Raw genomic sequence first — 23,943 nt, 5'->3', positions numbered from 1 at the left:
AATTGCTCACTATATGTTAAACAATTAATGGAGTTTCTCTAAACTCATCCTCTTCATTACTTTCAATTCCAAGTGCTGCATACACGTATTTAAAAGTAGAAAGTAATTCAGGTTTTCCATTTACAATAGCAACATCATGTTCAAAATGCGCGCTAGGTTTTCCATCTTGTGTTAAAATAGTCCAACCATCATTCAATTGGTTAATTTTATGTGTTCCTAAATTTACCATAGGCTCAATAGCAACCACCATTCCTTCTGTAAATTTTTTACCTCTACCTCTTCTTCCATAATTAGGCATTTCAGGATCTTCGTGCATTTTTTTACCTAAACCGTGACCTACCAATTCTCTAACAATTCCGTATCCATGATTTTCACAGTAATTTTGAATTGCAAAACCAACATCACCAACTCTATTACCTGCTTTATACTCACGAATACCTTCGTACAAACTTTCTTTGGTAACTTGTAATAATTTTTTTGTTTCAGGATCAATTTCTCCAACTTCAAAAGTATAGGCATGGTCTCCGTAAAATCCATTTTTTAAGGCGCCACAATCAATGGAGATAATATCACCTTCAACTAACGGTTTATTGCTAGGAATACCGTGTACCACTTGTGCATTCGGACTCATACAAAGTGTATTAGGGAAATCGTACAATCCTAAAAATCCAGGAATAGCTCCTTGATCTCTAATAAATTCTTCTGCTAATTTATCTAAATGTAACGTAGTAACCCCAGGTTTTACTTCTTTTGCTAATATTCCTAATGTTTTTGAAACAATTAATGCACTTTCACGCATTAATTCAATTTCTTCACGAGTTTTAATCTTGATCATTTCTTCTGAAAATTTATTTTGCAAAGGTACTTTAAAAAAAAGAATTTATTAAACTGTAGAGTGAATTGCTTAAAATGAATAAAGTGTAATAAATAGCTTGTTTAAAAGTGTAAAATTACATAATTATCATTAAATTTGTTTTTTTGTAGTATTTTAATAAATTAAACAAGGGAATATGTATAAAGCAGTATCAGCGGCAGAAGCCGTAGAAGTTATAAAATCTAACGATAGAGTTTATATTCAGGCGGCAGCGGCAGCTCCTCAGGAGTTAATAAATGCCATGTCTGCGAGACATGAAGAGTTAAGAGATGTTGAAGTTTGTCATTTACATATTGAAGGAAAAACACCTTATGCAGACCCAATTTATAAAGATAGTTTTCATGTAAACTCACTATTTATAGGTAAAAATGTGCGTCATACCTTAAAAGCAGGAAACGGCTCTTATACCCCAGTTTTTTTAAGTGAAGTGCCAAATTTATTTAAAAGAAATGTATTGCCTGTTGATGTAGCTTTAATTCAGGTGTCAACTCCAGATAAGCACGGCTATTGTTCTTTAGGTGTTTCTGTGGAAGCCATTTTAGCGGTAATTACAAATGCAAAACATGTAATAGCACAAATAAACGATCAAATGCCAAGAGTTCATGGTGAAGGATTGATTCATATTTCAGAATTAAATACATTTGTTGAATTTAGCGAGCCAATTCACGAGTTTAAAAATGCAACACCTACAGCTATTGAAAGTAAAATAGGCGATTATGTGGCGCAATTAATTGAGGATAGAAGTACCTTGCAAATGGGAATTGGATCGATTCCAAATGCGGTTTTATCTCGTTTGGGAAATCATAAAGATTTAGGTTTACATACTGAAATGTTTTCAGATGGAGTGATTGATTTAATTTTATCAAACGTAATTAACGGAAATTATAAGGGTATAAATGCAGGAAGAGCATTGACTACTTTTTTAGGAGGTTCAAAGCGATTGTACGATTACGTTGATGACAATCCGTTTATTGAAATGCGTTCTTGTGATTATACCAATAACGTTGCTAACATTCGTCAGAACCCTAAAATGGTTGCTATAAATTCAGCCATTCAAGTTGATGTAACTGGGCAAGTATGTGCAGATTCTATAGGAGCCAATATGTTTTCAGGCGTTGGTGGTCAAATGGATTTTATTAGAGGGGCAAGTTTAAGTGAAGGTGGTAAAGCTATTATTGCGTTGCCTTCTCAAACTAAAAAAGGGATTAGCAGAATTGTGCCATTTTTAAATAAAGGTGCAGGTGTGGTAACTACAAGATCTCATGTGCAATATATTGCTACAGAATATGGTGTTGCCGATTTATATGGAAAAACAATTAAACAACGTGTAAAAGCTTTGGTAAATATTGCACATCCAGATCATAGAGAGGCTATCGCTAAATCTTATTTTGATGAAACCCGAAATTAAATATTAACGAATAGTTAAATACAAGTCAAGATAGAATTTTTTATCTTGGCTTTTTTATGTGAAAAAAGAATTTATTCTTGTAAATTTAACTTGTAAAAATTTAGATGAATGGAACTGACCTTTCCCTTATTTGCAGGTATTATTGCAGCATTATTGCATGTAATTTCGGGCCCTGATCATTTAGCAGCTGTAACTCCATTTGCCATTGAAAGTAAAAAGAAAGCTTGGAAGGTTGGTTTGTTTTGGGGAATAGGTCATTTACTTGGAATGCTATCAATAGGTGTGTTGTTTTTATTTTTTAAAGAATTAGTTCCTGTTGAAAAAATTTCACAACACAGTGAGCAATTTGTTGGAATTATATTGATTTTTTTAGGCTTTTGGATTTTAGTTAAAATATTTAAAGAAGATAAAAAGCATAAACACACGCATATTCATAGTAATGGAAATCCAGCAATTCATAAGCATTCACACATACATCATTCAGATAAAGTTCACAATCATACGCACCCAAATTTAAAACAAGGTATAATAGCATCTTTATCTGTTGGTTTTGTTCACGGATTGGCTGGGGTTGCACATTTTTTATTGTTTTTGCCCGTAATTGGATTTACTTCAACATTCGATTCTGTCAAATATATTATTGGTTTTGCCATCGGAACTTTATTAGCTATGATTGCCTTTGCTATGGTTATTGGAAATATTGCTGCATTTTCAAAACAAGACCATTATGAAAACTTTTTTAAAGGCATTCGTTTAGCAGGTGGTTTATTTGCCTTGGTAATTGGTGTTTATTGGACTCTAGCTAATTAATAATCTCTTTAATTCTGAATTCAGTAAAACGAAATGGGGTGTCTTTTAATAGATTTCTGCCTACGAAGGAATGACATTTTGTGTTGAGAGTTGAAATAGGTTTTCTATTTGTCATATTGTGACGACAGGTATCCATTTATCAGTTAGTTGTTATTATCTTCTAGAGTTGATAAGTTGTTCAAGAATAAATTCTACACCTTGCTCATCGTTGGTTTTTGTTTGAAATTTAGCCGCTTTTTTTACATTTGCATGTGCATTTTCCATGGCATAACTAAAATCAGCCAATTCAATCATTTTTAAATCGTTGTTGTAATCTCCAAAAACCATGGTTTCTTGTTTAGTAATGCCTAATTTATTTTGAAGAATATTTAAAGCATAACCTTTGTTGGCATTAGAATGAGAAATATCTAACCATTGTTCACCAGAAACAATTACTTGTAATTCGTTTTCTAGGTGTTCAACAGCAGGGTAAATATGGGTTTCAGAACAATCAAAATGGAAAGCCGCTATTTTAAAAAAAGTATCATCAGTAACTTTGGTTAAGTCTTCTACTATTGTGTATTCAGAATAGTAATTTTGAAACATAGTAACAAATGCTTCATCTTTAGTCTCAATATAAGCACTTTTCTTTCCGCATAAAACAATATAAACATTGTTTAAATCTCGTAAAATATGAATGCTTTTTGAAATGTGTTCTGTAGGGATACTAGTCGTAAATAATTCTTTGTTTCCGTGTTTTGCAAATGCACCATTTTCAGCTACAATGGTAATTTCATTTTGTATACTTTCATCAAACCTATCTACTATACTAAAATACTGTCGCCCACTTGCAGCTATAAACTGTATGTTCAATTTTTTTAATTGGTTATAATAACCTAAAAACTGTTCGCTAACTTTACTTTGAGAGTTTAGTAAAGTTCCATCCATATCCGTAACAACCAATTTTACTTTTGAAAAGTCCATAATTTATTTTGAAGTGCAAAAATAGCGTTCTCAAATTGAATTAATATTAATTAACCATTGTTTTTAAATTAAATAAATTTAAATTCTAATGAAAAAGACCTCTAAAATAAGTTTAGCAATTTAATGAACATGTATTTTATTTATTAACAAAGCAAAAGGAGTGAAGTACTTTAATTCTCATTTTTATACTCAAACCAATCGAACAAAGCCTTCTTTTTACTTTTTTCACCTAATGATGTAGCATACATCCCTATATAAGTACCATTGAAACCCCAGGCAATTTCATCCCCAAAGTTGGATAAGTCCTGAGTCTCTCCAATTTGCTGTAAGTTATCTTTGTTTGTACCAAAAAAGAATTTTACATTTATGCCTTCACCTACAATTTTCAGAAGAACTTCCATTTCTTTGTAGGGTTTCTTTGCAATTATTTCATGAACTCCTTTTTCAGTATTTACTTCTTTAGCAATTGTTTTTATTAGCACAACATTGTTTTTTTCTCTAAGCAATTGATAGTGTATTGAAGATTTTCTATATAGTACTAGACCTGCTTTTTCATTTTCTTTTTTTGATGAAAATGTCATTTTTGTTGTTGCTTCAAAATTATGAGATTTTACTCTTTTGGCTAGGTATGAAGGGTTTTTCCATTCACTTATAGTTTGTGGACCTATGTTAATTTCCATGTTACCATTCACTTGTTTAAACCAAGGAGTTTGGTAAGTTCTTAGGCAGTTCCATTCTAAATCTATGGTTTCTGAATCAAATTCATCCATAACTTTAAGTTCAGGTATAGGAGTCCATGGTAAATTTGGTCTTTCTTGTTCTGTTTGAAGCAAGCCCTTTTCAGGGTTGAAAATTGGAGTAACTCCACTCTCTTGTTTGGTCATTTCAACTTTAGCCAAGAATGTTTCACGTGACAAAATCGAATATCCATCAACAGGTCTTTTTGCTAACAATACACTCCACCAATCTCCATTTTGAGTTTGTACCAGATCTGCATGTCCGGTTTGAATAATTGGGTAAGTATAACCTAAATGACGGTGTGTCATTATTGGATTTGCATGGTTTGGAATATAAGGTCCCCAAATATTTTTACTATTGAAAATGGTAACTGCATGAAATTCCGATGTTCCACCTTCGCCTATTAACAAAACATATTCTCCGTTTATTTTAAACAAATGCGGTCCTTCTGCCCATCTAGCATTTGAAGCATGTCCATAAGTCAGTTGCTTTTTTTTCCCTATTAAAATACCTTTATCTGGATCAATTTCCTGCATCCATACGCCATTTTTACCAGGCCATTCACCTTGTGTTTTATCAATAATTCCAGCACCCGTATAATAACAGCGACCATCTTCATCCCAAAAAAGCGAAGGATCTATTCCTGGCGCATCTTTTATCCACATTGGGTCACTCCAAGGACCTGAAGGGTTTTTAGCAGTAATAATAAAATTTCCTCTCTGCCCAACCATAGTAGTTATAATATAAAATGTACCTTCATAATATCGAATACTTGGTGCAAATATTCCATTAGAATTCTTTAGACCATCTTTATATACAATTTGGTCTGGACGATGCAAGCCATGACCTATTTTTTGCCAATTTACTAAATCCTTGCTTTTATGAATAGGTAATCCTGGAAACCATTCAAAACTTGAATTAACCATGTAGTATGTATCTCCGACACGGCAAATTGATGGATCTGGATAAAATCCAGAAAGAATTGGGTTTTTAAATGTGTTTGGAGCTTTTTGTCCGAAAGTGCTTGAAGTTAATAGCAGGCAATTTATTAATACAAAAGTTATTTTTATTTGTAATTCTTTCATTTGTATATTGGATTGAATTCTAATCTACATTTATTTTAAAAACCTATGAGTTGTTTAACAATTCATATAACGGTATCTTTATTATTAACTTTTTATCAGTTTAATTAAACTTTGATTTCATTTTTATAGCCTATCAAATTTATTGATCTAATATCCGTTTTAGAAGAATTTAAGGGCTTAATTTCAATATTGAAAATAAGAGAAATAAGTTAGATGAAATCGTTAGCAACCTCTAATTTAGGTTAAGACATTTTATTAGAAGAAGTACAAGATAAATACCTCTATTTCAAAAAAAGCCCGAACAATTGAATGTTAGGGCTTTTTATATAGTTGAAATTTAAAACTTATTCTTGCTCTAAATATTTTTCCATAATTGTAATGGCAGATTCTGAAATAACAGTACCAGGACCAAATACAGCAGCTACTTTTCTTTCGAATAAGTAATCGTAATCTTGCGCTGGAATAACTCCACCTGCAAATACCATAATGTCTGCTCTTCCTAAACGTGCTAATTCTTCAATTAATTGAGGAATTAATGTTTTGTGACCAGCAGCTAAACTTGAAGCACCTACAAAATGCACATCGTTTTCAATAGCTTGTTTTGCAACCTCTTCAGGAGTTTGGAACAATGGTCCCATATCAACATCAAAACCTAAATCAGCAAAACTAGAAGCAACAACTTTTGCACCTCTATCGTGCCCGTCTTGTCCCATTTTTGCAATCATAACTCTAGGTCTACGACCTTCGATTTCTGCAAATTTATCAGCTAATTTCTGAGCTTTTGCAAACGTATTATCGTCATTTACTTCTTTACCGTACACGCCACTTATTAATTTAGTTTCAGCTTTATGTCTTCCAAAGTGAACTTCTAAAGCATCAGAAATTTCACCTAAAGTAGCAAAATTTTCAGCAGCTTCAACAGCCAAGGCTAATAAGTTACCTTCACCACCCCCAGCACAGTCTTCTAGTGCTTTTAAATTAGCAGCAACAACTTCTGAATTACGTTCAGCTTTCATTTTGTTTAAACGCTCAATTTGAGAATCTCTTACAACAGTATTATCAACCTCTAAAATTTCAATGTTAGATTTTTCTTTCGTTTGGAATTTGTTTACTCCAACTAAAATATCTTGACAAGAATCTAAACGCGCTTGTTTACGAGCTGAAGCTTCTTCAATACGTAATTTTGGAACTCCAGTTTCAATAGCTTTTGCCATTCCACCTAATTCTTCAACTTCTTCAATTAATGCCCAAGCTTTCTTCGCTATTTCTTGAGTTAAATACTCAACATAGTAAGAGCCAGCCCAAGGATCAACAGATTTTGTCATTTGCGTTTCATCTTGAATAAAGATTTGCGTGTTACGTGCAATACGTGCAGAGAAATCTGTTGGTAAAGCAATTGCTTCATCCAATGCATTTGTGTGTAAAGATTGCGTTCCACCTAATCCAGCAGCCATAGCTTCAATACAAGTTCTAGCTACGTTGTTAAAAGGATCTTGCTCACTTAAACTCCATCCAGAAGTTTGACTATGCGTACGCAATGCCATTGACTTTGGATTTGTTGGGTTGAAAGACTTAATGATTTTTGCCCAAAGCATACGTGCAGCACGCATTTTTGCAATTTCCATAAAGTGATTCATTCCTACTGCCCAGAAGAATGATAAACGAGGAGCAAACTCATCAATTTTTAAACCAGATTTTAATCCAGTTCTAATGTACTCCATACCATCTGCTAATGTATAAGCCAATTCAATATCAGCAGTTGCACCAGCTTCTTGCATATGGTAACCACTAATTGAAATTGAGTTAAACTTAGGCATGTTTTTAGTAGTGTAATCAAAAATATCACCAATAATCTTCATTGAAGGTGCTGGTGGATAAATGTATGTATTACGTACCATAAATTCCTTCAAAATATCATTCTGAATGGTTCCAGAGAGTTTGTCTAAAGAAACACCTTGTTTTCTTGCAGCAGCAATATAAAAGGCCATAATTGGTAATACAGCTCCGTTCATTGTCATAGAAACAGACATTTTATCTAATGGAATTTGATCGAACAAAATTTCCATATCTAAAATAGAATCTATGGCAACACCGGCTTTACCAACATCACCTGTTACACGTGGGTGATCTGAATCGTATCCACGGTGTGTAGCTAAATCAAAAGCAACTGAAAGTCCTTTTTGACCTGCAGCTAAATTTCTTCTGTAAAAAGCATTTGACTCTTCGGCAGTTGAAAAACCTGCGTACTGACGAACTGTCCAAGGACGCATTGCGTACATAGCGCTATAAGGTCCTCTTAAAAATGGAGGTAAACCAGCAGCATAACCTAAATGTTCTGCTTCTGAAATATCTTCTTTTGTAAATTGTTTTTTTACAGGGATTCCTTCAGGAGTATTCCAAACGTCTTGATTCTCTGAAGTTGCAGCTGTTTGTTGTACAGCTGAATTTAATTTAATATCTGAAAAATCTGGTTTCATACTTCTTAAGATTTTAATGTTTTTTGAACTTTATTCTGAATTTTAGAAAGTGTTACCAGTACATCTGATCTCATATTTACAACACCATCTAAACCAGCTTCAGTTAATTCATCCATATTTTTTGGAGCACCAGCTAATAACAATACTTTGTCAGCAGCAATAGCTCTAAAGGCTTTTATAAATGCAATAGCAGATTCATCGTAATCTTGATCTGAACTACAAATAACCACCACGTGAGAGTCTGCATTAGCACTTGCTGTTGCAGCTGCTTCAGCACTTTCAAAACTTTCTTCTTGGTGAACGTCAAAACCGCTAACACCAATAAAGTCATAAGCAAAAGCTGCTCTAGCTTTACGCATATTTAAGTTTCCAAAACTAGCTAATTGTACAATTGGACGTACATTCGTATCAGCTACTAATTCTTCCGTTTTTCTTCTTAAAGCTTCAATTTCTAAAGAAGCTCTTCTTGGAGTCAATACTTTTGAATTATCAGCTCCTCCTTCTGAAAGAATATCAACGGCAACAGTTTCCATTAAGTTAGGGTATTTGTTAACACCTACTAATGGAGTTCTACGTTGGCTAATTAATTTTAATTTTTGTAAACGAATTTCTGCAATTTGTTGTTGAATTGTTTCGTTTTCAAAGGCTGTGTAAAAACCACCTGCAGCTTCAATAGCTTGGAACAATTCCAATGCTTTTTCAGCTATTTTTGAAGAAACTTCTTCAATATAGTAAGATCCATCAACCGGATTTGAAACTTTTCCAAAGTAAGATTCTTCTTTTAAAATTGTAGTAATATTACCAGCAATTCTACTTGAGAAATCTGAAGGGTTTTTAAACTCTTTATCGTAAGCATCAATTAAAACAGCATCTACATTTCCTAAAATTGCAGACATTGCTTCAGTTGTACAACGTAATAAGTTAGTTTCAGCATCTGTAACAGATTTTGTCCAGATACAAGTTTTAGCTGTAATTGTATTTGAAAATTCAGCAACTCCGTATTTTGCAGCTACTTCAGCTAAAATACTGTTGAATGCTCTAAATTTACCAATTTCAACAAAGTATTCTAAACCAATAGCTAGTTTAAAGTTTAAGTTGTTAAGTATTGTTTGAACTTCAACACCTTTTTCTGAAAGTTTTTCAATTAAGAAAACTAAAGAGTTTAATGTGTAAGCAATTTCTTGAACTTGGTTTGCACCTGAATCTAAATATTCAGTACCTGAAATTGTAATTGCTTTAAAGTTTGGAAAATCAGCAGTTAATTTTACTAATTCAGCAGCTACTTCAACTTGACTATCATCAAAAGTACCTGTAGTTACGTAATTAGAAATAATACCTGTGTTAATGTATCCTTTTAAGTCTTTTCCTTTTGCAAATGCTACTAAATCTGAAGTAAAAGCAACAGCGTTAGCAGACAATTCAAAAGCAACAGTAGTTGTGTTTAAATCGATACCGTTTAAAAGTTCAGCAACAGCAACGTTTTCTTCAAAAGAAAAAATTAATCCGTTCATTCCTTCTTCAATAGCTTTTTTAGCTAAACCGTTTCCAGAATCAGCACAACAAACAGCTATACTTCTATAATTTACTAATGCTTGAGAGTTTTCTCCAGTATTTTGAAGTTGTTCAATTTTGTTTTCTGAATTGTAGCAAGGTTGAATATTGATACCGCTTAAGTTTTTCCAAACTAGTTTTTTATCAAAATCAGCTCCTTTTAAATCTGCCGTTACTCTTTCCATCCACTGCTCAGTAGTAACTGGAGGGAATTCAGAAAATAGGGCTTTATTTTTATCGCTCATTTTATTTGAATTTATTATGATTTTAAAATTAGAGTCTTCAAATTTACAAAAATTCAAAGACTCTAACTTTACTATATTTATTTTATCATTAAACTACTACCAAATCTGTCGAAAATTGCTTTGTCTAATTCTTCTCTGCTATCTGGGTGTGCAATATTTCTTAAAGCTTGTGCACGTTGTTTTAAGTTTTTACCAAATAATTCAGCAATACCAAACTCAGTAGCTACATATCTTGCGTGTGCACGCGTAGTTACTACACCAGCTCCTTGTTTTAACATAGGAACAATTTTTGAAACTCCTTTTCCAGTTGTAGATGTAATTGCAATAATTGGTTTACCACCTGGTGATAAAGCAGATCCACGCATAAAGTCCATTTGTCCACCTACTCCAGAATACATTCTTGGCCCAATAGAGTCAGCACAAACTTGACCTGTTAAGTCAACTTCAATAGCTGAATTAATAGCGGTAGCTTTTGGGTTTTGACGGATAATTGCAGTGTCGTTAACATATGCAATATCTCTCATTTCAATTTCAGGGTTGTTGTCCATAAAATCGTATAAACGTCTTGTTCCCATTGCAAATCCTGATACAATCTTGTAAGGATTTGTTTTCTTTTGTGAACCATTTACAATTCCTTTTTCAACTAAGTCAACCAATCCTTCAGAGAACATTTCAGTATGTACACCTAAATTTTTATGGTTGTGTAAGAAAGTTAATACTGCGTTTGGAATACCACCAATACCCATTTGAAGCGTAGCTCCATCATCTATAATTCCAGCGATATTTTTACCAATTGATTTTTCTTCTTCTGAAGGGCTCACAAATTTCATTTCGTAAATTTCCTCAACAACTTCAACACAAGCTGTAAAGTTTCTTAAGTGAACTTGAGCATCTCCAAAGGTTCTTGGCATGCGTGGGTTAATTTGAGCAATAATTGTTTTACCGTGCTCAATACCTGCTAACACAATATCAACAGAAACTCCTAATGAACAAAATCCGTGGTTATCAGGTGGTGAAACATTTACTAAAACTACGTCTAAATCCATATATCCTTGACGGAATAAACTTGGAATATCACTTAAGAAAATTGGAATATAATCAACAGTTTCACCGACCATTTTTCTTACATTTCCACCAAGAAAGAATGCGCTGGTATGAAAACTTTCTTTTAATTCAGGTGCAGTATATCCACATGCACCTTCCGTATGTAAGTGACATATTTCTACACCTTTTAATTCAGGAGCATGTGCAACCATTGCATTAATTAATGCTTGAGGTGTTGCTGAACCACCTTGTATTAAAACTCGATCTCCTGATTTGATTAGCTTAACAGCATCTTCAGCCGTCATTTTGTTGGGTATTTTCATTTTATTTAGAATTTGTTAAAAGTTTTTTAGTTAACTTTTTTAATAATATTTATTTTACTAGCCTAAGAAACTTAATATAATACCTGCTGCAATTGCAGAGCCAATAACCCCTGAAACGTTAGGTGCCATTGCATGCATTAATAAATAGTTACTTGAATCTGATTTTAAACCTTCAGTATGTACAACTCTCGCACTATCAGGAACTGCAGAAACACCTGCCGCTCCAATAAGTGGGTTAATTTTATTATCACCTTTTAAAAATAAGTTCATAAACTTAGCGAATAATAATCCGCCACAAGTTGCAATAACAAATGATATAGCTCCTAATCCGAAGATTAACATGGAGTCTTTTGTGATAAAAATATCTGCTTGCGTTGATGCTCCAACTGTAACACCTAATAAAATTGTTACAATGTCAATTAATTTTGTGCGAGCAGTATCAGCTAATCTTTCCGTTCTTCCAGATTCTTTTAATAAGTTTCCGAAGAATAACATTCCCAATAATGGTAATGCACTAGGAGAGATAAACGTTGTTAATATTAAAGCTACCACAGGGAAAATCATTTTTTCTTTTTGAGTTACCGCTCTTGGTGGCTTCATTTTAATTTTTCTATCTTCTTTAGAAATTAATAAACGCATTAATGGTGGTTGAATTACAGGTACCAATGCCATATATGAGTATGCGGCAATAGCTATAGGTCCAATTAAGTTTTTAACTGTTGTACCATCAGCTAAAATATTTATTCCGTTTGCTAATTTTGATGAAAGGAAAATTGCTGTAGGACCATCAGCACCACCAATAATTCCAATGGCACCTGCTTCAGGTAAACTAAAACCTAAATAAAGAGCACCCAAAAAAGTAGCAAACACTCCAATTTGTGCTGCAGCACCTAATAGCATTAATTTTGGATTTGCAATTAATGATGAAAAATCGGTCATTGCTCCAATTCCTAAGAAAATTAGCGGAGGATAAATACCTTTTACCACCCCAAAATATAAGTAATTTAATACAGAGCCTGTTTCATATATTCCTGTTTGGTTACCGGCTACAAAAGGAATATTTCCTATAATAACACCAGCACCAATAGGAATTAAAAGTAATGGTTCATAATCAAACTTAATTCCAAGATATATAAAAACAATACCAATAAAAATCATTAATAAATTGCCAGATGTGGCATTTGCAAAACCTGTGTAATTGTAAAATTGTTTGATTCCTTCAAAAGCGCCACTATATGAACCTGATTCTTCTACCTCATCAACTTGATTGGTTGAAATAGGAGTGTTGCCAGTGGTATTTGTATTTGAGTTTAAACCCAATGCTGGTCTAATAAAAATTAGCAAGGATAGAACACAAAATATTAAAATTACTTTTTTCATTTTTTTAAATTTAAGAGTTGATAGTTTTTAACTAAAACTGTCAAACTCAATATTTTCTATTCTAGTTCTATCAATAGTTCATCTTGTAAAACTTGTTGACCAACGACAATTTTTAAAGCGGTAATGGTACCTGCTTTTTCACAAACAATATTGTTTTCCATTTTCATTGCTTCTAAAACCAACATTCTATCACCTACTTTAAGTGTATCACCAACTTTAACATCAATAGATAAAACTACTCCAGGTATAGGCGCTACAATTCTAGTTACTTGAGATTTTGGGTTTACTTTTAAAGGCTCAGTAGGTCTTTTTGATGCTGAACGAACCAATGTTGGAGTTTTTGTTTTCTTTATCTCCTTGCTCATTACAACATCATATGTAGTACCGTTTACTTCAAGTTTAATAATATTGTCTTCGTGAGATTTAATATTAACCGTATAACCGTTTTCGTTTACTTTGAATTTATAGCTCTTCATATCTTATAATCTATTTTGAGTTCCATAAATTTTAGAACTCCAAGGTGAATATGGTTTTTTAACTTGTTTTATAGTTAAAATTGCGCTTTCGTGATCGTGTTGTTGATCTAAATACAAATGCACTGCTGCACCAATAGCTGCTGCAATTTCACCCGTAAAATCCTTATCAGCTTCAACTTTAATTTCTGAAATTTTTTTGTCTTTTCTTTTTGTAATTATTTTATATACATAAAGCATTACAGGCAATCCGAATTTAAAAAACAAGGAAAGTGTTAATAAAGAACAAAAAACAATTAACAATCCGGTAATTAAAATTACGTATCCTTCGCTAATTTGATCTGAAATTAATGGAATAAAGCTCATTATAGTGGAATATTTGAATGTTTCTTAGGAGGATTTACTTCTTTTTTATTTTGAAGTAATTCTAATGCTCTAATAATTCTAAAACGCGTATTTCTAGGTTCAATAACGTCATCTATAAATCCGTATTTTGCTGCTTCGTATGGGTTTGCAAATGCTTGCGTATATTCTTCTTCTTTTTTGTCAATGTACTCTTGTTTTTCATCAGCATCTTCAATTTTTCTAATATTAGATCCTTCTAAAACTTCAACAGCTCCTTTAGCTCCCATTACAGCAATTTCTGCAGTTGGCCAAGCGTAGTTTACATCTCCACGTAATTGTTTACAACTCATTACGTCGTGAGCACCACCGTACGATTTACGTAAAGTAATAGTTACTTTTGGCACAGTAGCTTCACCGTAAGCAAACAATAGTTTCGCTCCGTGTAAAATAATACCTCCATATTCTTGACCAGTACCTGGTAAAAAGCCAGGTACATCAACCAATGTTACAATTGGAATGTTGAATGCATCACAAAAACGTACAAAACGAGCCGCTTTTCTTGAAGCTTCAATATCTAAAACTCCTGCATAATATTTTGGTTGGTTTGCTACAATACCTACTGGGTGACCATTAAACCTAGCAAAACCAACACAAATGTTTCTTGCATAGTTTCTATGGACCTCAGTAAATTCACCGTTATCGGCAATTATTGAAATTACATCAACTATATCATAAGGCTGATTGGCATTTTCAGGAATAATTTCGTTTAAAGCATCTTCTAACCTGTCAATAGGGTCATTACACGTAATTACAGGGGCATCTTCTAAATTATTTGAAGGCAGATAACTTAGTAATTTACGAACTAATAATAAGTTTTCTTCATCATTTTCAGCTAAAAAGTGAGAAACACCAGATCTTGTTGAGTGAATTTTTGCACCACCTAATTGCTCAGTTGTTACAACTTCACCAGTTACTGTTTGCACTACTTTTGGTCCTGTAACAAACATATAACTTGTGTTTTCAGTCATAATAGTGAAATCTGTAAGAGCAGGAGAATAAACTGCTCCACCAGCACACGGACCTAAAATTGAAGATATTTGAGGAATTACACCTGAAGCCATGATATTTCTTTGGAAAATTTCAGCATAACCGGCTAAAGATCTAACTCCTTCTTGAATACGTGCTCCACCTGAATCGTTTAATCCAATTACAGGAACACCAATTTTCATAGCCATATCCATTATTTTACATATTTTTAAAGCATATGTCTCAGATAATGAACCGCCAAAAACAGTAAAATCTTGCGCAAAAAGGTAAACAATTCTTCCATCAATTGTTCCATGTCCCGTTACAACACCATCAGATAGATAAATTTCTTTATCTAAACCAAATGATTTTGTTCTGTGCGTTACAAACATGTCAAATTCTTCAAAACTATCTTCGTCTAAAAGAATGTCAATACGCTCACGTGCTGTTAATTTACCTTTAGCATGTTGAGAATCAATACGTTTTTCACCGCCACCTAATTTTGCTTTAGCTCTTTTTTCTATAAGTTCGTTGATTTTATCTTGATTTCCCATGTGTTAGTTTTTAGCGTAGCTATATTTTTATTTTGAACAAAGTTCAGTAAGTACCCCTTGGGTAGATCTTGGGTGTAAGAAACCAATGTTTAAACCTTCAGCACCTGGGCGAGAAACTTTATCTACTAATTGAACACCTCTTTCTTCAGCAGTTTTTAAAGCTTCTGATGCATTTGGAACGGCAAAAGCAATGTGGTGAATTCCTTGTCCTTTTTTAGCAATGTATTTACCAATTGGTCCGTCAGGAGAGGTGCTTTCTAATAATTCAATTTTTGTGTCTCCAACTTGAAAAAATGCTGTTTTTACTTTTTGATCAACAACTTCTTCAATGCTGTAGCATTTCATTCCTAAAACACCTTCATAGTATTTAATTGATTCTTCTAAGTTTTCAACTGCAATTCCTATGTGTTCAATGTGTGAAATATTCATAATTTTTATAATTTTTAGTATTAATGTTATTTTATTTTTAATTAAAGCCCTTTAAAAAGACTGATTTTGATGCTTTTAAAAAGGAAACAACAAATTTAAGGGATACCTTATTTTAAAGATATGATAGATGTCATATAATCTCTTAAACAACTGTTAAATTACTAAAACGTTTTAGTGTTCATTATTAAAATTTTCAAAAATTAAAATATTGAATATCAGAGATTTTTATGTTTTCTAAAAACATTTTTGACTTAAACAAAACTAGCTGTTTTTATTTGATAACAACTTTTTGATGGTTTATAATATATTGTATTTAGCATGTAAGTTGTGAAGCATGTTTTCGCTCATTTTAACGAGGTCAAATTTGTGTTGCCAACCCCAATCTTCTCGAGCTCTAATGTCGTCAATGCTACTTGGCCAACTATCAGCAATTGGCTGTCTAAAATCTGCATTGTATGAAATTTCAAATTCTGGTATAAATTTTTTAATGACCTTGGCAATTTCTTCAGGCGTAAAACTCATAGCTGCTAAATTATATGAAGAACGTACTTTTATTTTTTCTGGCGCAGCATTCATAATTGCAATGGTGGCTTCAATAGCATCGTCCATATACATCATAGGTAATTTGGTTTCTTTCTTTAAAAAAGAAGTGTATTTACCTATTAATAATGCGCTATGGTAAATTTCAACAGCATAATCAGTGGTGCCACCACCCGGTTTTGTTTTCCAACTTATAATGCCCGGATATCTAATACTTCTTACATCAACACCATATTTTTTGTGATAGTATTCGCACCAACGCTCGCCTGTTTGTTTACTTATGCCGTAAACTGTTGTAGGCTCCATAACGGTTTCTTGAGGGGTATTTTCTTTTGGAGTTGTAGGTCCAAAAACAGCAATTGAACTTGGCCAAAATAATTTTTTAATTTTTCCTTCTTTGGCTAAATTTAAAACATTGAACAATGAAGTCATATTTAATTCCCAAGCTTTGGCCGGAAATTGTTCTCCTGTTGCTGAAAGCATTGCTGCCATTAAATAAACTTCAGTAATAGTATAAGTGTCAATTATTTTTGAAATGGAGTCATAATCCATGGCATTTACCAATTCAAAAGGTCCAGATTTCATTAATTCTTTACTTCCTTCTCTAATATCTGAGGCAATTACAGCATTTTTTCCATTTATATCACGAAGTTTTAGTGTTAATTCAGTTCCAATTTGGCCGCAAGCACCAATAATTAATATACGTTTACTCATTAAAATTAAGCTGATTTAGTAGGGGAGTAAATATACTGAAAATAAAATTTCAATTAGAATGGAAGTGTTTTTTATCAAATTCACATTCTTTTTAATTATTCAACATAATTATTAGTATTTTTGGCGTTAAGTTGTTTTAAAATGAAGTATTTATATCCGTTTTTATTCCTAATCTTATTAATTGGTTTTTCTTGTAATTCAAAGAGAACAGAAGCCAATCAATCTGTAATAGATTCTTTAGCAGTTAATTCTAATAGAATTACAAATACCATTTCTGAAACTTTGATTCCGGCAGCCAAAAAAGATTTTGAACATTGGCAGGAATATAATGATGTTGATGCGTTGTTAATTTCGTATTATAATATATCAGTTTCTGAGGCGCTTTCTAAATCTGAAGAATTAGCAGATTTGGTGAAATTAATGAAAGATAGCGTTAGGGTAGAAGCGATTGATAAACTAAATGTAATTGCACGTTTTAATGTGTTGCATAATGAAGCGCTGCGCTTGGCAGATATGGCCACCATATCCTCAATAACAGATGAAGAGGTAATTGATGAAGTAGGTCAGATTATTGCGGTTTTTGCATCGGTAAATGCAAAGATTAATACCATTTATAAAGCTATAGAATTACAAAATGCTTTGGAAGTTGATACTGAAAAACCTATTCAAATTGAAGAAGAGAACTCAACTATAGAAAGTGTTACAATGAAGCCTAGAATATCTTCAAAGACAATTAAAAAACCTTCAAACAAGCCTAAAATATCTTCAAAAACAAAACAGTAGCTTATGAAAAAAGGTATACTAATAATTGTTGTTTTAGTTTTATTCATAAGTTGTGAAGGCAAAGCACCAATTACCGCAAAAGTTGATGTTGCTAAAGAAACTAGCGATATAAATAACGTATTGAATACTTGGCATAAAAATGCCGATGAAACCAATTTTGAAGCTTATTTTACTGCTATGACTAACAATAGTGTTTTTGTAGGAACTGATGCTACTGAAGTTTGGGGATTGCAAGAATTTAAAGATTTTTCAAAACCATATTTTGATAATGGTTCGGCTTGGAGTTTTAACCCAATTGATAGAAATGTTTATATAGATGAAGAAGGGAAAATAGCTTGGTTTGATGAGTTATTAGCTACTTGGATGGGTGTTTGCAGAGGTTCAGGTGTTTTAAAGAGCACCGATACTGTGTGGAAAATAGAGCACTATGTACTTTCTTTAACAGTACCAAATGATAATATGAATGAAGTACTCAAAGTTAATAAAGTTAAAGATGCTGTTTTCTTAAAAAAGTACAACTATTAGTTGTGGTCGTTTTTATAGTTTTTTAAATCAGTATCTACTTTTTCTATACTTATAATTTTATTGTTGTTGTAAACAACGTTGGTTTTTATACCCTTGTCCCAATAAGTCCACGCACCTACTTTTACACCATTGTCATAAAAGGCTATACATTTTCTGGTTCCATCATTATTATAACTTTCCCAGCCTCCGTGTAATTTTCCAGATTTCGCGTAAAATCCGTGTTGCATAATTTTGCCATTGTCATAATACAAAGTAATTTCAGTTAATTTTCCTTTTTTTTCAGTTTTTGGTAAATTAGTTTTTTGAGCAAATGTTATTGAAGTGAATAGTAGGAGTACAGCCATAAAAAAAGTCTTTTTCATAAGATAAATAGTTTGATTAGTTTATCAAAACTACAGCTAAAATTGTTCAGGAGGACTGATTTAAATCAGTATATAGAAATTGAAAAGGTTATTTAATAAGTTCTTTTACAACTTCAAAAACCAATGTGTTTTCATAGCCTTTTGAAATTAAGAAAGTAGAAAGTTTATTTCTTTTTTTAAATGAATTAGATTCTTTTATGAGGGCTTCTTTTTTTATTGCAATTGTTTTTAAAGTAGTGTAATAATCGTCTTCATTAATTTCTTTTAAAGCAGTTTTTATATTGTAAGCTGAAATATTTCTGAATTTCAATTCATTGATAATTTTAATTTTCCCCCATTTTTTTATGGTGAATTTTCCTCTTACAAAAGATTTTGCATAACGCTCTTCATTTAAAAAATTGTGTTGCATAAGATGCAATAAAATATGCTCCTTAGCTTCAGGAATCATTTTTAAGTCGTATAATTTTTGCTCTACTTCTTTGTGGCAACGTTCCTGGTAAGCACAGTAGTTTTCTAGAGCTCTAGTGGCCTCTTCAACAGTATATGTTTTTTGATGTTGCATATTGGTCAAAAATAACAAAAAAAGGTGTTTCATTTGAATGAAACACCTTTTTTAAATTTCGGTAATTATAGGATTAAAAACTAACTTTTTTTAATTTGTATTTCAATTTAATTGATAATAAGAAGAAGATAGGAACAATAATTAGCGTTAAAAAGGTAGCTACAATTAAACCGTAAATAACGGTCCAAGCTAATGGTCCCCAAAACACTACATTATCACCTCCAATATATATGTTTGGATCAAATTCACTAAAAAGTGTAAAGAAATTAATATTCAACCCAATAGCTAAAGGAACCAACCCTAAAATAGTGGTGATAGCTGTTAAAAGTACAGGTCTTAAACGTGCTTTACCAGCAAGAACAATACACTTATAAGTGTCGTTCAACGATAAAAATTCATCTTCACTTAAATTTAACTCTAATTTTTTACGGTTTATTAATAATTGAGCATAATCTAATAATACCACACCATTGTTTACTACAATTCCGGCGAGTGAAATAATACCCATCATCGTCATCATAATTACAAACGCATCACCAGTTAATACCATTCCTCCAAAAACACCAATTAAACTAAGTGCTATGGCTCCCATAATAATTGTAGGTTTTGAAATAGAGTTAAATTGGAATATTAAAATGAAAAATATTAATGAAAGTCCTGTAAAAAATGCTCCCATTAAAAATGCCATCTGTTTATTTTGCTCTTCAATTTGCCCTGTATAGTCAATTTTAATATCGCTAGGTAAATCGGTAAAATCGTTCATTGCATCTTGAATTTGATTCACGATAGCACCTGCATCCGTATAACCTGGTGCTAGGGCTGAATAAACGGTTACTACACGTTTCACATCTTTATGTTTAATGGCGCTAAAACCAGAAGTATTTGTTTGTTTTGCTACTGTTGAAACAGGAATCTCTTTTATTTTTCCAGAAGCCATGTCTCTAAATGTAATTTTCTGATTGAAAATTGCACTAGAATTATACCTGTTTTCTTCATTAAAACGCACATAAATATCGTAATCTTCACCGTTTTCTTTATAAATACCCGCTTTTGCTCCAAAAATTGAGTTTCTTAGTTGTTGACCAACTTTCATAGTATTTACACCTAATTCGCCTGCTTTTTCTCTGTCAACAATAACCTGCATTGCTGGTTTGTCTTTGTTAACATCAATTTTTAGTTCATCAATTCCAGGAATGTTTCTTGAATTGATAAAATCACGCATTCTTTCGGCAGTTGCAATTAGTTCATTGTAATCTTTACCTTCAATTTCAATGTTTACTGGTGAACCTGCAGGCGGTCCGTTAGTATCTTTTTCAACAGAGATTAAAACTCCAGGATAAATACCAACTAAAGCAGTTTGTACTTTTTGACGTAACAATTCACTGTCTTCGCCTCTTCGATATTTAAACTCGCGCATGGAAGCGGTTATTTTACCTTTGTGTGGCATTTCAGCAGCAGAACCTCCATCGGTTTGTGGATTTCCAGCACCTTCACCAACTTGTGAAACAGCACTTTCAACCATAAAGTTATACCCGTTATCTACATATAAATCATCATTTAAAACCTCGTAAACTTGTTTTTCAATTAGTTTGGTGATTTCATTTGTTTTTTCAATATCTGTTCCTTCAGGATATTCAATATAAACAATAATTTGATTGGGTTTATTGTCTGGGAAAAACTCCACTTTTGTTCTTTGAGAGCTTAAAGAAATTCCGAATGAAATAAATGAAATAATTAATAATGTAATTGTAAAAATTGAATATGCGTACATTCTCCAACCTGATAAAGCTTTTTTTAATGCTTTTTCATAATACATTTCCAGTTTGGTTAAAATATTTACCTGAAAATAATTAGCCATCTTTCTTAGGAAAAGTCTATAAATCCATAAAAGAATAGCCGTTGTAATCATCAACACTCCAAGTGTTCTGTATGAACCACCAAAAATGGCAATGAATAAACCAATACCCGTAATAATACTTGTTAGTTTCACTATTTTGTTGAATGGCATATCAACATCTTCAATAGTCATAAATTGAGAAACTAAAACTGAGTTGAAAAATATGGCAACAAATAGAGAAGAACCTAGTACAATGGAAAGTGTTATAGGAAGAATAATCATAAATTGCCCCATAACTCCTGGCCAAAGCCCTAAAGGAATAAATGCTGCAACTGTTGTGGCTGTAGAAATAATAATAGGAAACGCAATTTCACTAATTCCTTTTTTTGCAGCGTCTTTTCGGCTCATGCCTTCTTCATCCATGAGTCTATACACATTTTCAACCACCACAATACCGTTATCAACCAGCATTCCTAGTCCCATAATTAGTCCGAAAAGTACCATGGTGTTTAAGGAATAACCTAACATTTCGAGAATCATTAATGACATAAACATGGACATTGGGATTGCGAATCCAACGAACAGTGCATTTTTAAATCCTAAGAAAAACATTAGTACTGTAACAACTAATATTATTCCAAAAATAATGTTGTTTACTAAGTCGTCAACTTGTCCAACGGTTACTGAAGATTGATCGTTGGCAATAGTTACTTTTAAATCGGCCGGAAAGACATTTTCATTGGCATTTTTAACTATTTGTTGAATTTGTTCAGCAGCTGTAACCATATTTTTACCCGCCCTTTTTTTAACATCGAGCATTACTACTGTATTTCCAAATTCTCGGGCGTAGGTTGTTCTATCTTTAGGTTTAAAAGAAACGGTTGCTACATCTTTTAAATAAATTGAATTCCCATTTTCTGATTTCACAACAAAATTTTCAAGTTGATCTGGGTTTTCAATTTCACCAATAATACGAATGGTTCTACGTTGTCCGCTTGCAATAAAATTACCTGCAGACATGGTGATGTTTCCGCCTCCAATTGAATTTGCAATATCGTCATAGTTTACTTTTGCAGCTGTCATTTTAAAAATGTCAACAGCAACTTCTACTTCTTTTTCTTGTGCCCCTCTTATATCTACTTGTTTAATTTGAGGTAAATTTTCAATTTCATCTTCTAAGTATTCACCAAACTCTTTTAAACGTTCAATTGGGTAGTCGCCAGAAATATTGATATTTAAAATTGGCATTTCTTCAGACAAACTTAAATCGAACACGTTAGGTTCAACTTTAGCTCCGTTAAAAGTAGGCCAATCTTCACTTGAAGTTTCGGTTTCTATTTCATCTTTTACTTTTTGTTTTGCTGCTTCAACACTAATTTTTTCGTCAAATTCAACAATTATAATAGAGTAATCTTCTTGGGATGTAGATGTTATTTCAACTACATTACTTACTGTTTCTAATTGATCCTCAAGAGGGTCAGTAATTAACTTTTCGATATCCTCAGCAGTGTTTCCGGGATAGACCGAACTAATATATATTTTTGTTTCTTTAATTTCAGGGAAATTTTCTCTAGGCATATTAAAAAATGCAGAGGCTCCTAAAAATAGAATCAAAATCATTAAAACATAGATAGTTGTTTTGTTATCTATGGCCCAGGATGATAGTTTAAACTCTTTATCAATTTGTTTTTCTTGTTTTGCCATTTTGATAAATTATAGGTTTAAAATTTTAACAGTTTGAGCATCTTTGATGCTTCGGGCACCTTCTTTAATTATTTCATCTCCTACAGAAATTCCAGATAAAACTTCAATTTCATCTCCTTGAATTAATCCTGTTTCAATAATTACTCTATGTGCAGTTCCTTGGTCGGTTCCATTTCTGCCTTGAACAACATATACATATTGTTGACCATTTGCATTTTCAGAAATAATACTTTGCGGAATTAATATAGCACTAGGGTTTGTATAATCGTTAACTCTAAGTTTTGCAGTTAAATTTGGTTTAATTGTGTTGTCTTTATTTGGAACAGCAACTTCAATTTTAAACGTTCTATTTGCTGGATTGATAAAGCTTCCAGCTTGTCTTATTTCGCCATCAATTGTTTTACCTAATACAGGGAAATTAATGACTACTTTTTTGTTTTTTGTAACTGTTGTAATATGACTTTCAGGCACATCAGTTTCAATATACATATTACTCAAATTAATGATACGCATTAATTGAGATTGGCCAGGAGAAACCACCGTTCCTTGGTTGGTTATAATATCATCAATAATACCATCGAAAGGTGCTTTAATTAATGTTTTTGCTATTTGTTCTTCAAGCTGAATAATTGCTTTTTGCTGAGCTTCATAAGTAGATTTTGCTTGAAGATATTGCATTTCAGAACCAATTTTTTGATTCCATAAACGCGCCTGACGTTCAAAGGTAGTTTTAGCTAATTCTAGTTGAATATTTAATTGCGATAATTGTTGACTTAAACCACCATCATCAATTCTTGCTAAAATTTGCCCTTTTTTAACACTCTGTCCCTCAACAACATTTACTTCTTTTAAGATTCCTGCATATTCAGGGAAAATAACCAAATTACTTTTTGTTGTAACATTTCCTTGTAAATCTATATAATGCTTAAAAACACTTTCTTTAGCTGTAATAATTGTAGTTAAAGGGATTTTTTTGTTTGGTTGTAGTTCAGCAATTTTTTCATCAATTAAAAGTAGCTGCGCTGCAATTTCTTTTTGTTTTGTGGCAATTTCTGCTCTTTTAGATTTAATAGCTGCAATATCACCAGACTGAAGTATGGTGTCTAAATTTTGGTTTGTATCATGTCCTCCGCAAGAGGTAAATAAAAACGTTATTGCTAATATGGTGTAAAAATATTTCATTTTGATTGT

General features: G+C 32.4%; 20 protein-coding genes. 4 read left to right on the top strand and 16 right to left on the bottom strand.

Annotation, left to right across the window (positions count from 1 at the left end):
• Positions 1-16: 16 nt before the first annotated feature.
• Positions 17-835, bottom strand: a complete 819-nt coding sequence (map, locus tag CHB67_RS09910) for a type I methionyl aminopeptidase (RefSeq protein WP_089381622.1) — start codon at positions 833-835, stop codon at positions 17-19.
• A gap of 175 nt (positions 836-1,010) precedes the next feature.
• Between map and CHB67_RS09905 the strand changes: the two genes are divergently transcribed.
• Together CHB67_RS09905 and CHB67_RS09900 are read left to right on the top strand one after the other, a co-directional pair.
• Complete coding sequence (locus CHB67_RS09905) at positions 1,011-2,282, top strand: acetyl-CoA hydrolase/transferase family protein (protein ID WP_089381621.1); 1,272 nt, start codon at positions 1,011-1,013, stop codon at positions 2,280-2,282.
• Between the two features lie 108 nt (positions 2,283-2,390).
• Positions 2,391-3,092 carry an urease accessory protein UreH domain-containing protein gene (locus CHB67_RS09900; protein ID WP_089381620.1) on the top strand — a complete coding sequence of 234 codons (702 nt, stop codon included), beginning with the start codon at positions 2,391-2,393 and terminating at the stop codon, positions 3,090-3,092.
• A gap of 153 nt (positions 3,093-3,245) precedes the next feature.
• On the opposite strand, the gene CHB67_RS09895 is transcribed toward CHB67_RS09900, so the two are convergent.
• From CHB67_RS09895 to CHB67_RS09845, 11 genes are all read right to left on the bottom strand, one after another.
• Entirely contained in the window at positions 3,246-4,055 is an 810-nt protein-coding gene (locus CHB67_RS09895) for an HAD family hydrolase (RefSeq protein ID WP_089381619.1), read from the bottom strand.
• 170 nt (positions 4,056-4,225) lie between these two features.
• A complete protein-coding gene (locus CHB67_RS09890; protein WP_089381618.1) occupies positions 4,226-5,878 on the bottom strand; it encodes a glycoside hydrolase family 43 protein in 1,653 nt (550 codons plus the stop codon).
• A 344-nt stretch (positions 5,879-6,222) separates the two neighbouring features.
• Complete coding sequence (gene scpA / locus CHB67_RS09885) at positions 6,223-8,355, bottom strand: methylmalonyl-CoA mutase (protein WP_089381617.1); 2,133 nt, start codon at positions 8,353-8,355, stop codon at positions 6,223-6,225.
• A 5-nt stretch (positions 8,356-8,360) separates the two neighbouring features.
• The gene (locus tag CHB67_RS09880; RefSeq protein ID WP_089381616.1) at positions 8,361-10,151 is read right to left on the bottom strand and encodes a methylmalonyl-CoA mutase family protein; all 1,791 of its coding nucleotides are present in this window, start codon (positions 10,149-10,151) and stop codon (positions 8,361-8,363) included.
• Between the two features lie 77 nt (positions 10,152-10,228).
• Complete coding sequence (locus tag CHB67_RS09875; protein WP_089381615.1) at positions 10,229-11,518, bottom strand: acetyl-CoA hydrolase/transferase family protein; 1,290 nt, start codon at positions 11,516-11,518, stop codon at positions 10,229-10,231.
• 57 nt (positions 11,519-11,575) lie between these two features.
• Entirely contained in the window at positions 11,576-12,898 is a 1,323-nt protein-coding gene (locus tag CHB67_RS09870; RefSeq protein WP_089381614.1) for a sodium ion-translocating decarboxylase subunit beta, read from the bottom strand.
• A gap of 56 nt (positions 12,899-12,954) precedes the next feature.
• Positions 12,955-13,374 carry a biotin/lipoyl-containing protein gene (locus CHB67_RS09865; RefSeq protein WP_089381613.1) on the bottom strand — a complete coding sequence of 140 codons (420 nt, stop codon included), beginning with the start codon at positions 13,372-13,374 and terminating at the stop codon, positions 12,955-12,957.
• Between the two features lie 3 nt (positions 13,375-13,377).
• Positions 13,378-13,737 (bottom strand): OadG family protein, encoded by a 360-nt coding sequence (locus CHB67_RS09860; protein ID WP_089381612.1) that lies wholly within the window; start codon positions 13,735-13,737, stop codon positions 13,378-13,380.
• Positions 13,737-15,296 (bottom strand): acyl-CoA carboxylase subunit beta, encoded by a 1,560-nt coding sequence (locus CHB67_RS09855; RefSeq protein ID WP_089381611.1) that lies wholly within the window; start codon positions 15,294-15,296, stop codon positions 13,737-13,739. The genes CHB67_RS09860 and CHB67_RS09855 overlap by 1 nt, the downstream gene beginning before the upstream one ends.
• A gap of 27 nt (positions 15,297-15,323) precedes the next feature.
• On the bottom strand, positions 15,324-15,725 hold the full coding sequence (gene mce, locus CHB67_RS09850) for a methylmalonyl-CoA epimerase (protein WP_089381610.1): 402 nt from the start codon (positions 15,723-15,725) through the stop codon (positions 15,324-15,326).
• Positions 15,726-16,022: 297 nt separating this feature from the next.
• Entirely contained in the window at positions 16,023-16,979 is a 957-nt protein-coding gene (locus CHB67_RS09845; protein ID WP_089381609.1) for an NAD-dependent epimerase/dehydratase family protein, read from the bottom strand.
• A 141-nt stretch (positions 16,980-17,120) separates the two neighbouring features.
• Between CHB67_RS09845 and CHB67_RS09840 the strand changes: the two genes are divergently transcribed.
• The gene (locus CHB67_RS09840) at positions 17,121-17,762 is read left to right on the top strand and encodes a hypothetical protein (protein WP_089381608.1); all 642 of its coding nucleotides are present in this window, start codon (positions 17,121-17,123) and stop codon (positions 17,760-17,762) included.
• Between the two features lie 3 nt (positions 17,763-17,765).
• Entirely contained in the window at positions 17,766-18,287 is a 522-nt protein-coding gene (locus CHB67_RS09835; RefSeq protein WP_089381607.1) for a nuclear transport factor 2 family protein, read from the top strand.
• Here CHB67_RS09835 and CHB67_RS09830 read toward each other — a convergent pair.
• The 4 genes from CHB67_RS09830 to CHB67_RS09815 form a co-directional block, all read right to left on the bottom strand.
• Positions 18,284-18,649, bottom strand: a complete 366-nt coding sequence (locus tag CHB67_RS09830) for a toxin-antitoxin system YwqK family antitoxin (protein WP_089381606.1) — start codon at positions 18,647-18,649, stop codon at positions 18,284-18,286. The two genes, CHB67_RS09835 and CHB67_RS09830, sit on opposite strands and share 4 nt — an antisense overlap.
• Positions 18,650-18,737: 88 nt before the next feature.
• Positions 18,738-19,244, bottom strand: a complete 507-nt coding sequence (locus CHB67_RS09825) for a regulatory protein RecX (RefSeq protein WP_245813503.1) — start codon at positions 19,242-19,244, stop codon at positions 18,738-18,740.
• Between the two features lie 40 nt (positions 19,245-19,284).
• Entirely contained in the window at positions 19,285-22,752 is a 3,468-nt protein-coding gene (locus tag CHB67_RS09820) for an efflux RND transporter permease subunit (RefSeq protein WP_089381604.1), read from the bottom strand.
• 9 nt (positions 22,753-22,761) lie between these two features.
• Positions 22,762-23,934 carry an efflux RND transporter periplasmic adaptor subunit gene (locus tag CHB67_RS09815; protein ID WP_089381603.1) on the bottom strand — a complete coding sequence of 391 codons (1,173 nt, stop codon included), beginning with the start codon at positions 23,932-23,934 and terminating at the stop codon, positions 22,762-22,764.
• Between the last annotated feature and the right edge of the window lie 9 nt (positions 23,935-23,943).

The organism is Lutibacter agarilyticus (assembly GCF_900188235.1).
GTDB lineage: Bacteria > Bacteroidota > Bacteroidia > Flavobacteriales > Flavobacteriaceae > Lutibacter > Lutibacter agarilyticus.
This window is presented reverse-complemented; position numbering and strand designations above follow the sequence as displayed.

Coding starts and splice junctions, on each gene's coding strand:
- CHB67_RS09855 (WP_089381611.1), bottom strand. CDS start 15,296: ATGGGAAATCAAGATAAAATCAACGAACTTATAGAAAAAAGAGCTAAA.
- CHB67_RS09870 (WP_089381614.1), bottom strand. CDS start 12,898: ATGAAAAAAGTAATTTTAATATTTTGTGTTCTATCCTTGCTAATTTTT.
- CHB67_RS09815 (WP_089381603.1), bottom strand. CDS start 23,934: ATGAAATATTTTTACACCATATTAGCAATAACGTTTTTATTTACCTCT.
- CHB67_RS09825 (WP_245813503.1), bottom strand. CDS start 19,244: ATGAAACACCTTTTTTTGTTATTTTTGACCAATATGCAACATCAAAAA.
- CHB67_RS09830 (WP_089381606.1), bottom strand. CDS start 18,649: ATGAAAAAGACTTTTTTTATGGCTGTACTCCTACTATTCACTTCAATA.
- CHB67_RS09860 (WP_089381612.1), bottom strand. CDS start 13,737: ATGAGCTTTATTCCATTAATTTCAGATCAAATTAGCGAAGGATACGTA.
- mce (WP_089381610.1), bottom strand. CDS start 15,725: ATGAATATTTCACACATTGAACACATAGGAATTGCAGTTGAAAACTTA.
- CHB67_RS09820 (WP_089381604.1), bottom strand. CDS start 22,752: ATGGCAAAACAAGAAAAACAAATTGATAAAGAGTTTAAACTATCATCC.
- CHB67_RS09835 (WP_089381607.1), top strand. CDS start 17,766: ATGAAAAAAGGTATACTAATAATTGTTGTTTTAGTTTTATTCATAAGT.
- CHB67_RS09890 (WP_089381618.1), bottom strand. CDS start 5,878: ATGAAAGAATTACAAATAAAAATAACTTTTGTATTAATAAATTGCCTG.
- CHB67_RS09875 (WP_089381615.1), bottom strand. CDS start 11,518: ATGAAAATACCCAACAAAATGACGGCTGAAGATGCTGTTAAGCTAATC.
- map (WP_089381622.1), bottom strand. CDS start 835: ATGATCAAGATTAAAACTCGTGAAGAAATTGAATTAATGCGTGAAAGT.
- CHB67_RS09840 (WP_089381608.1), top strand. CDS start 17,121: ATGAAGTATTTATATCCGTTTTTATTCCTAATCTTATTAATTGGTTTT.
- CHB67_RS09900 (WP_089381620.1), top strand. CDS start 2,391: ATGGAACTGACCTTTCCCTTATTTGCAGGTATTATTGCAGCATTATTG.
- CHB67_RS09895 (WP_089381619.1), bottom strand. CDS start 4,055: ATGGACTTTTCAAAAGTAAAATTGGTTGTTACGGATATGGATGGAACT.
- CHB67_RS09865 (WP_089381613.1), bottom strand. CDS start 13,374: ATGAAGAGCTATAAATTCAAAGTAAACGAAAACGGTTATACGGTTAAT.
- CHB67_RS09880 (WP_089381616.1), bottom strand. CDS start 10,151: ATGAGCGATAAAAATAAAGCCCTATTTTCTGAATTCCCTCCAGTTACT.
- scpA (WP_089381617.1), bottom strand. CDS start 8,355: ATGAAACCAGATTTTTCAGATATTAAATTAAATTCAGCTGTACAACAA.
- CHB67_RS09905 (WP_089381621.1), top strand. CDS start 1,011: ATGTATAAAGCAGTATCAGCGGCAGAAGCCGTAGAAGTTATAAAATCT.
- CHB67_RS09845 (WP_089381609.1), bottom strand. CDS start 16,979: ATGAGTAAACGTATATTAATTATTGGTGCTTGCGGCCAAATTGGAACT.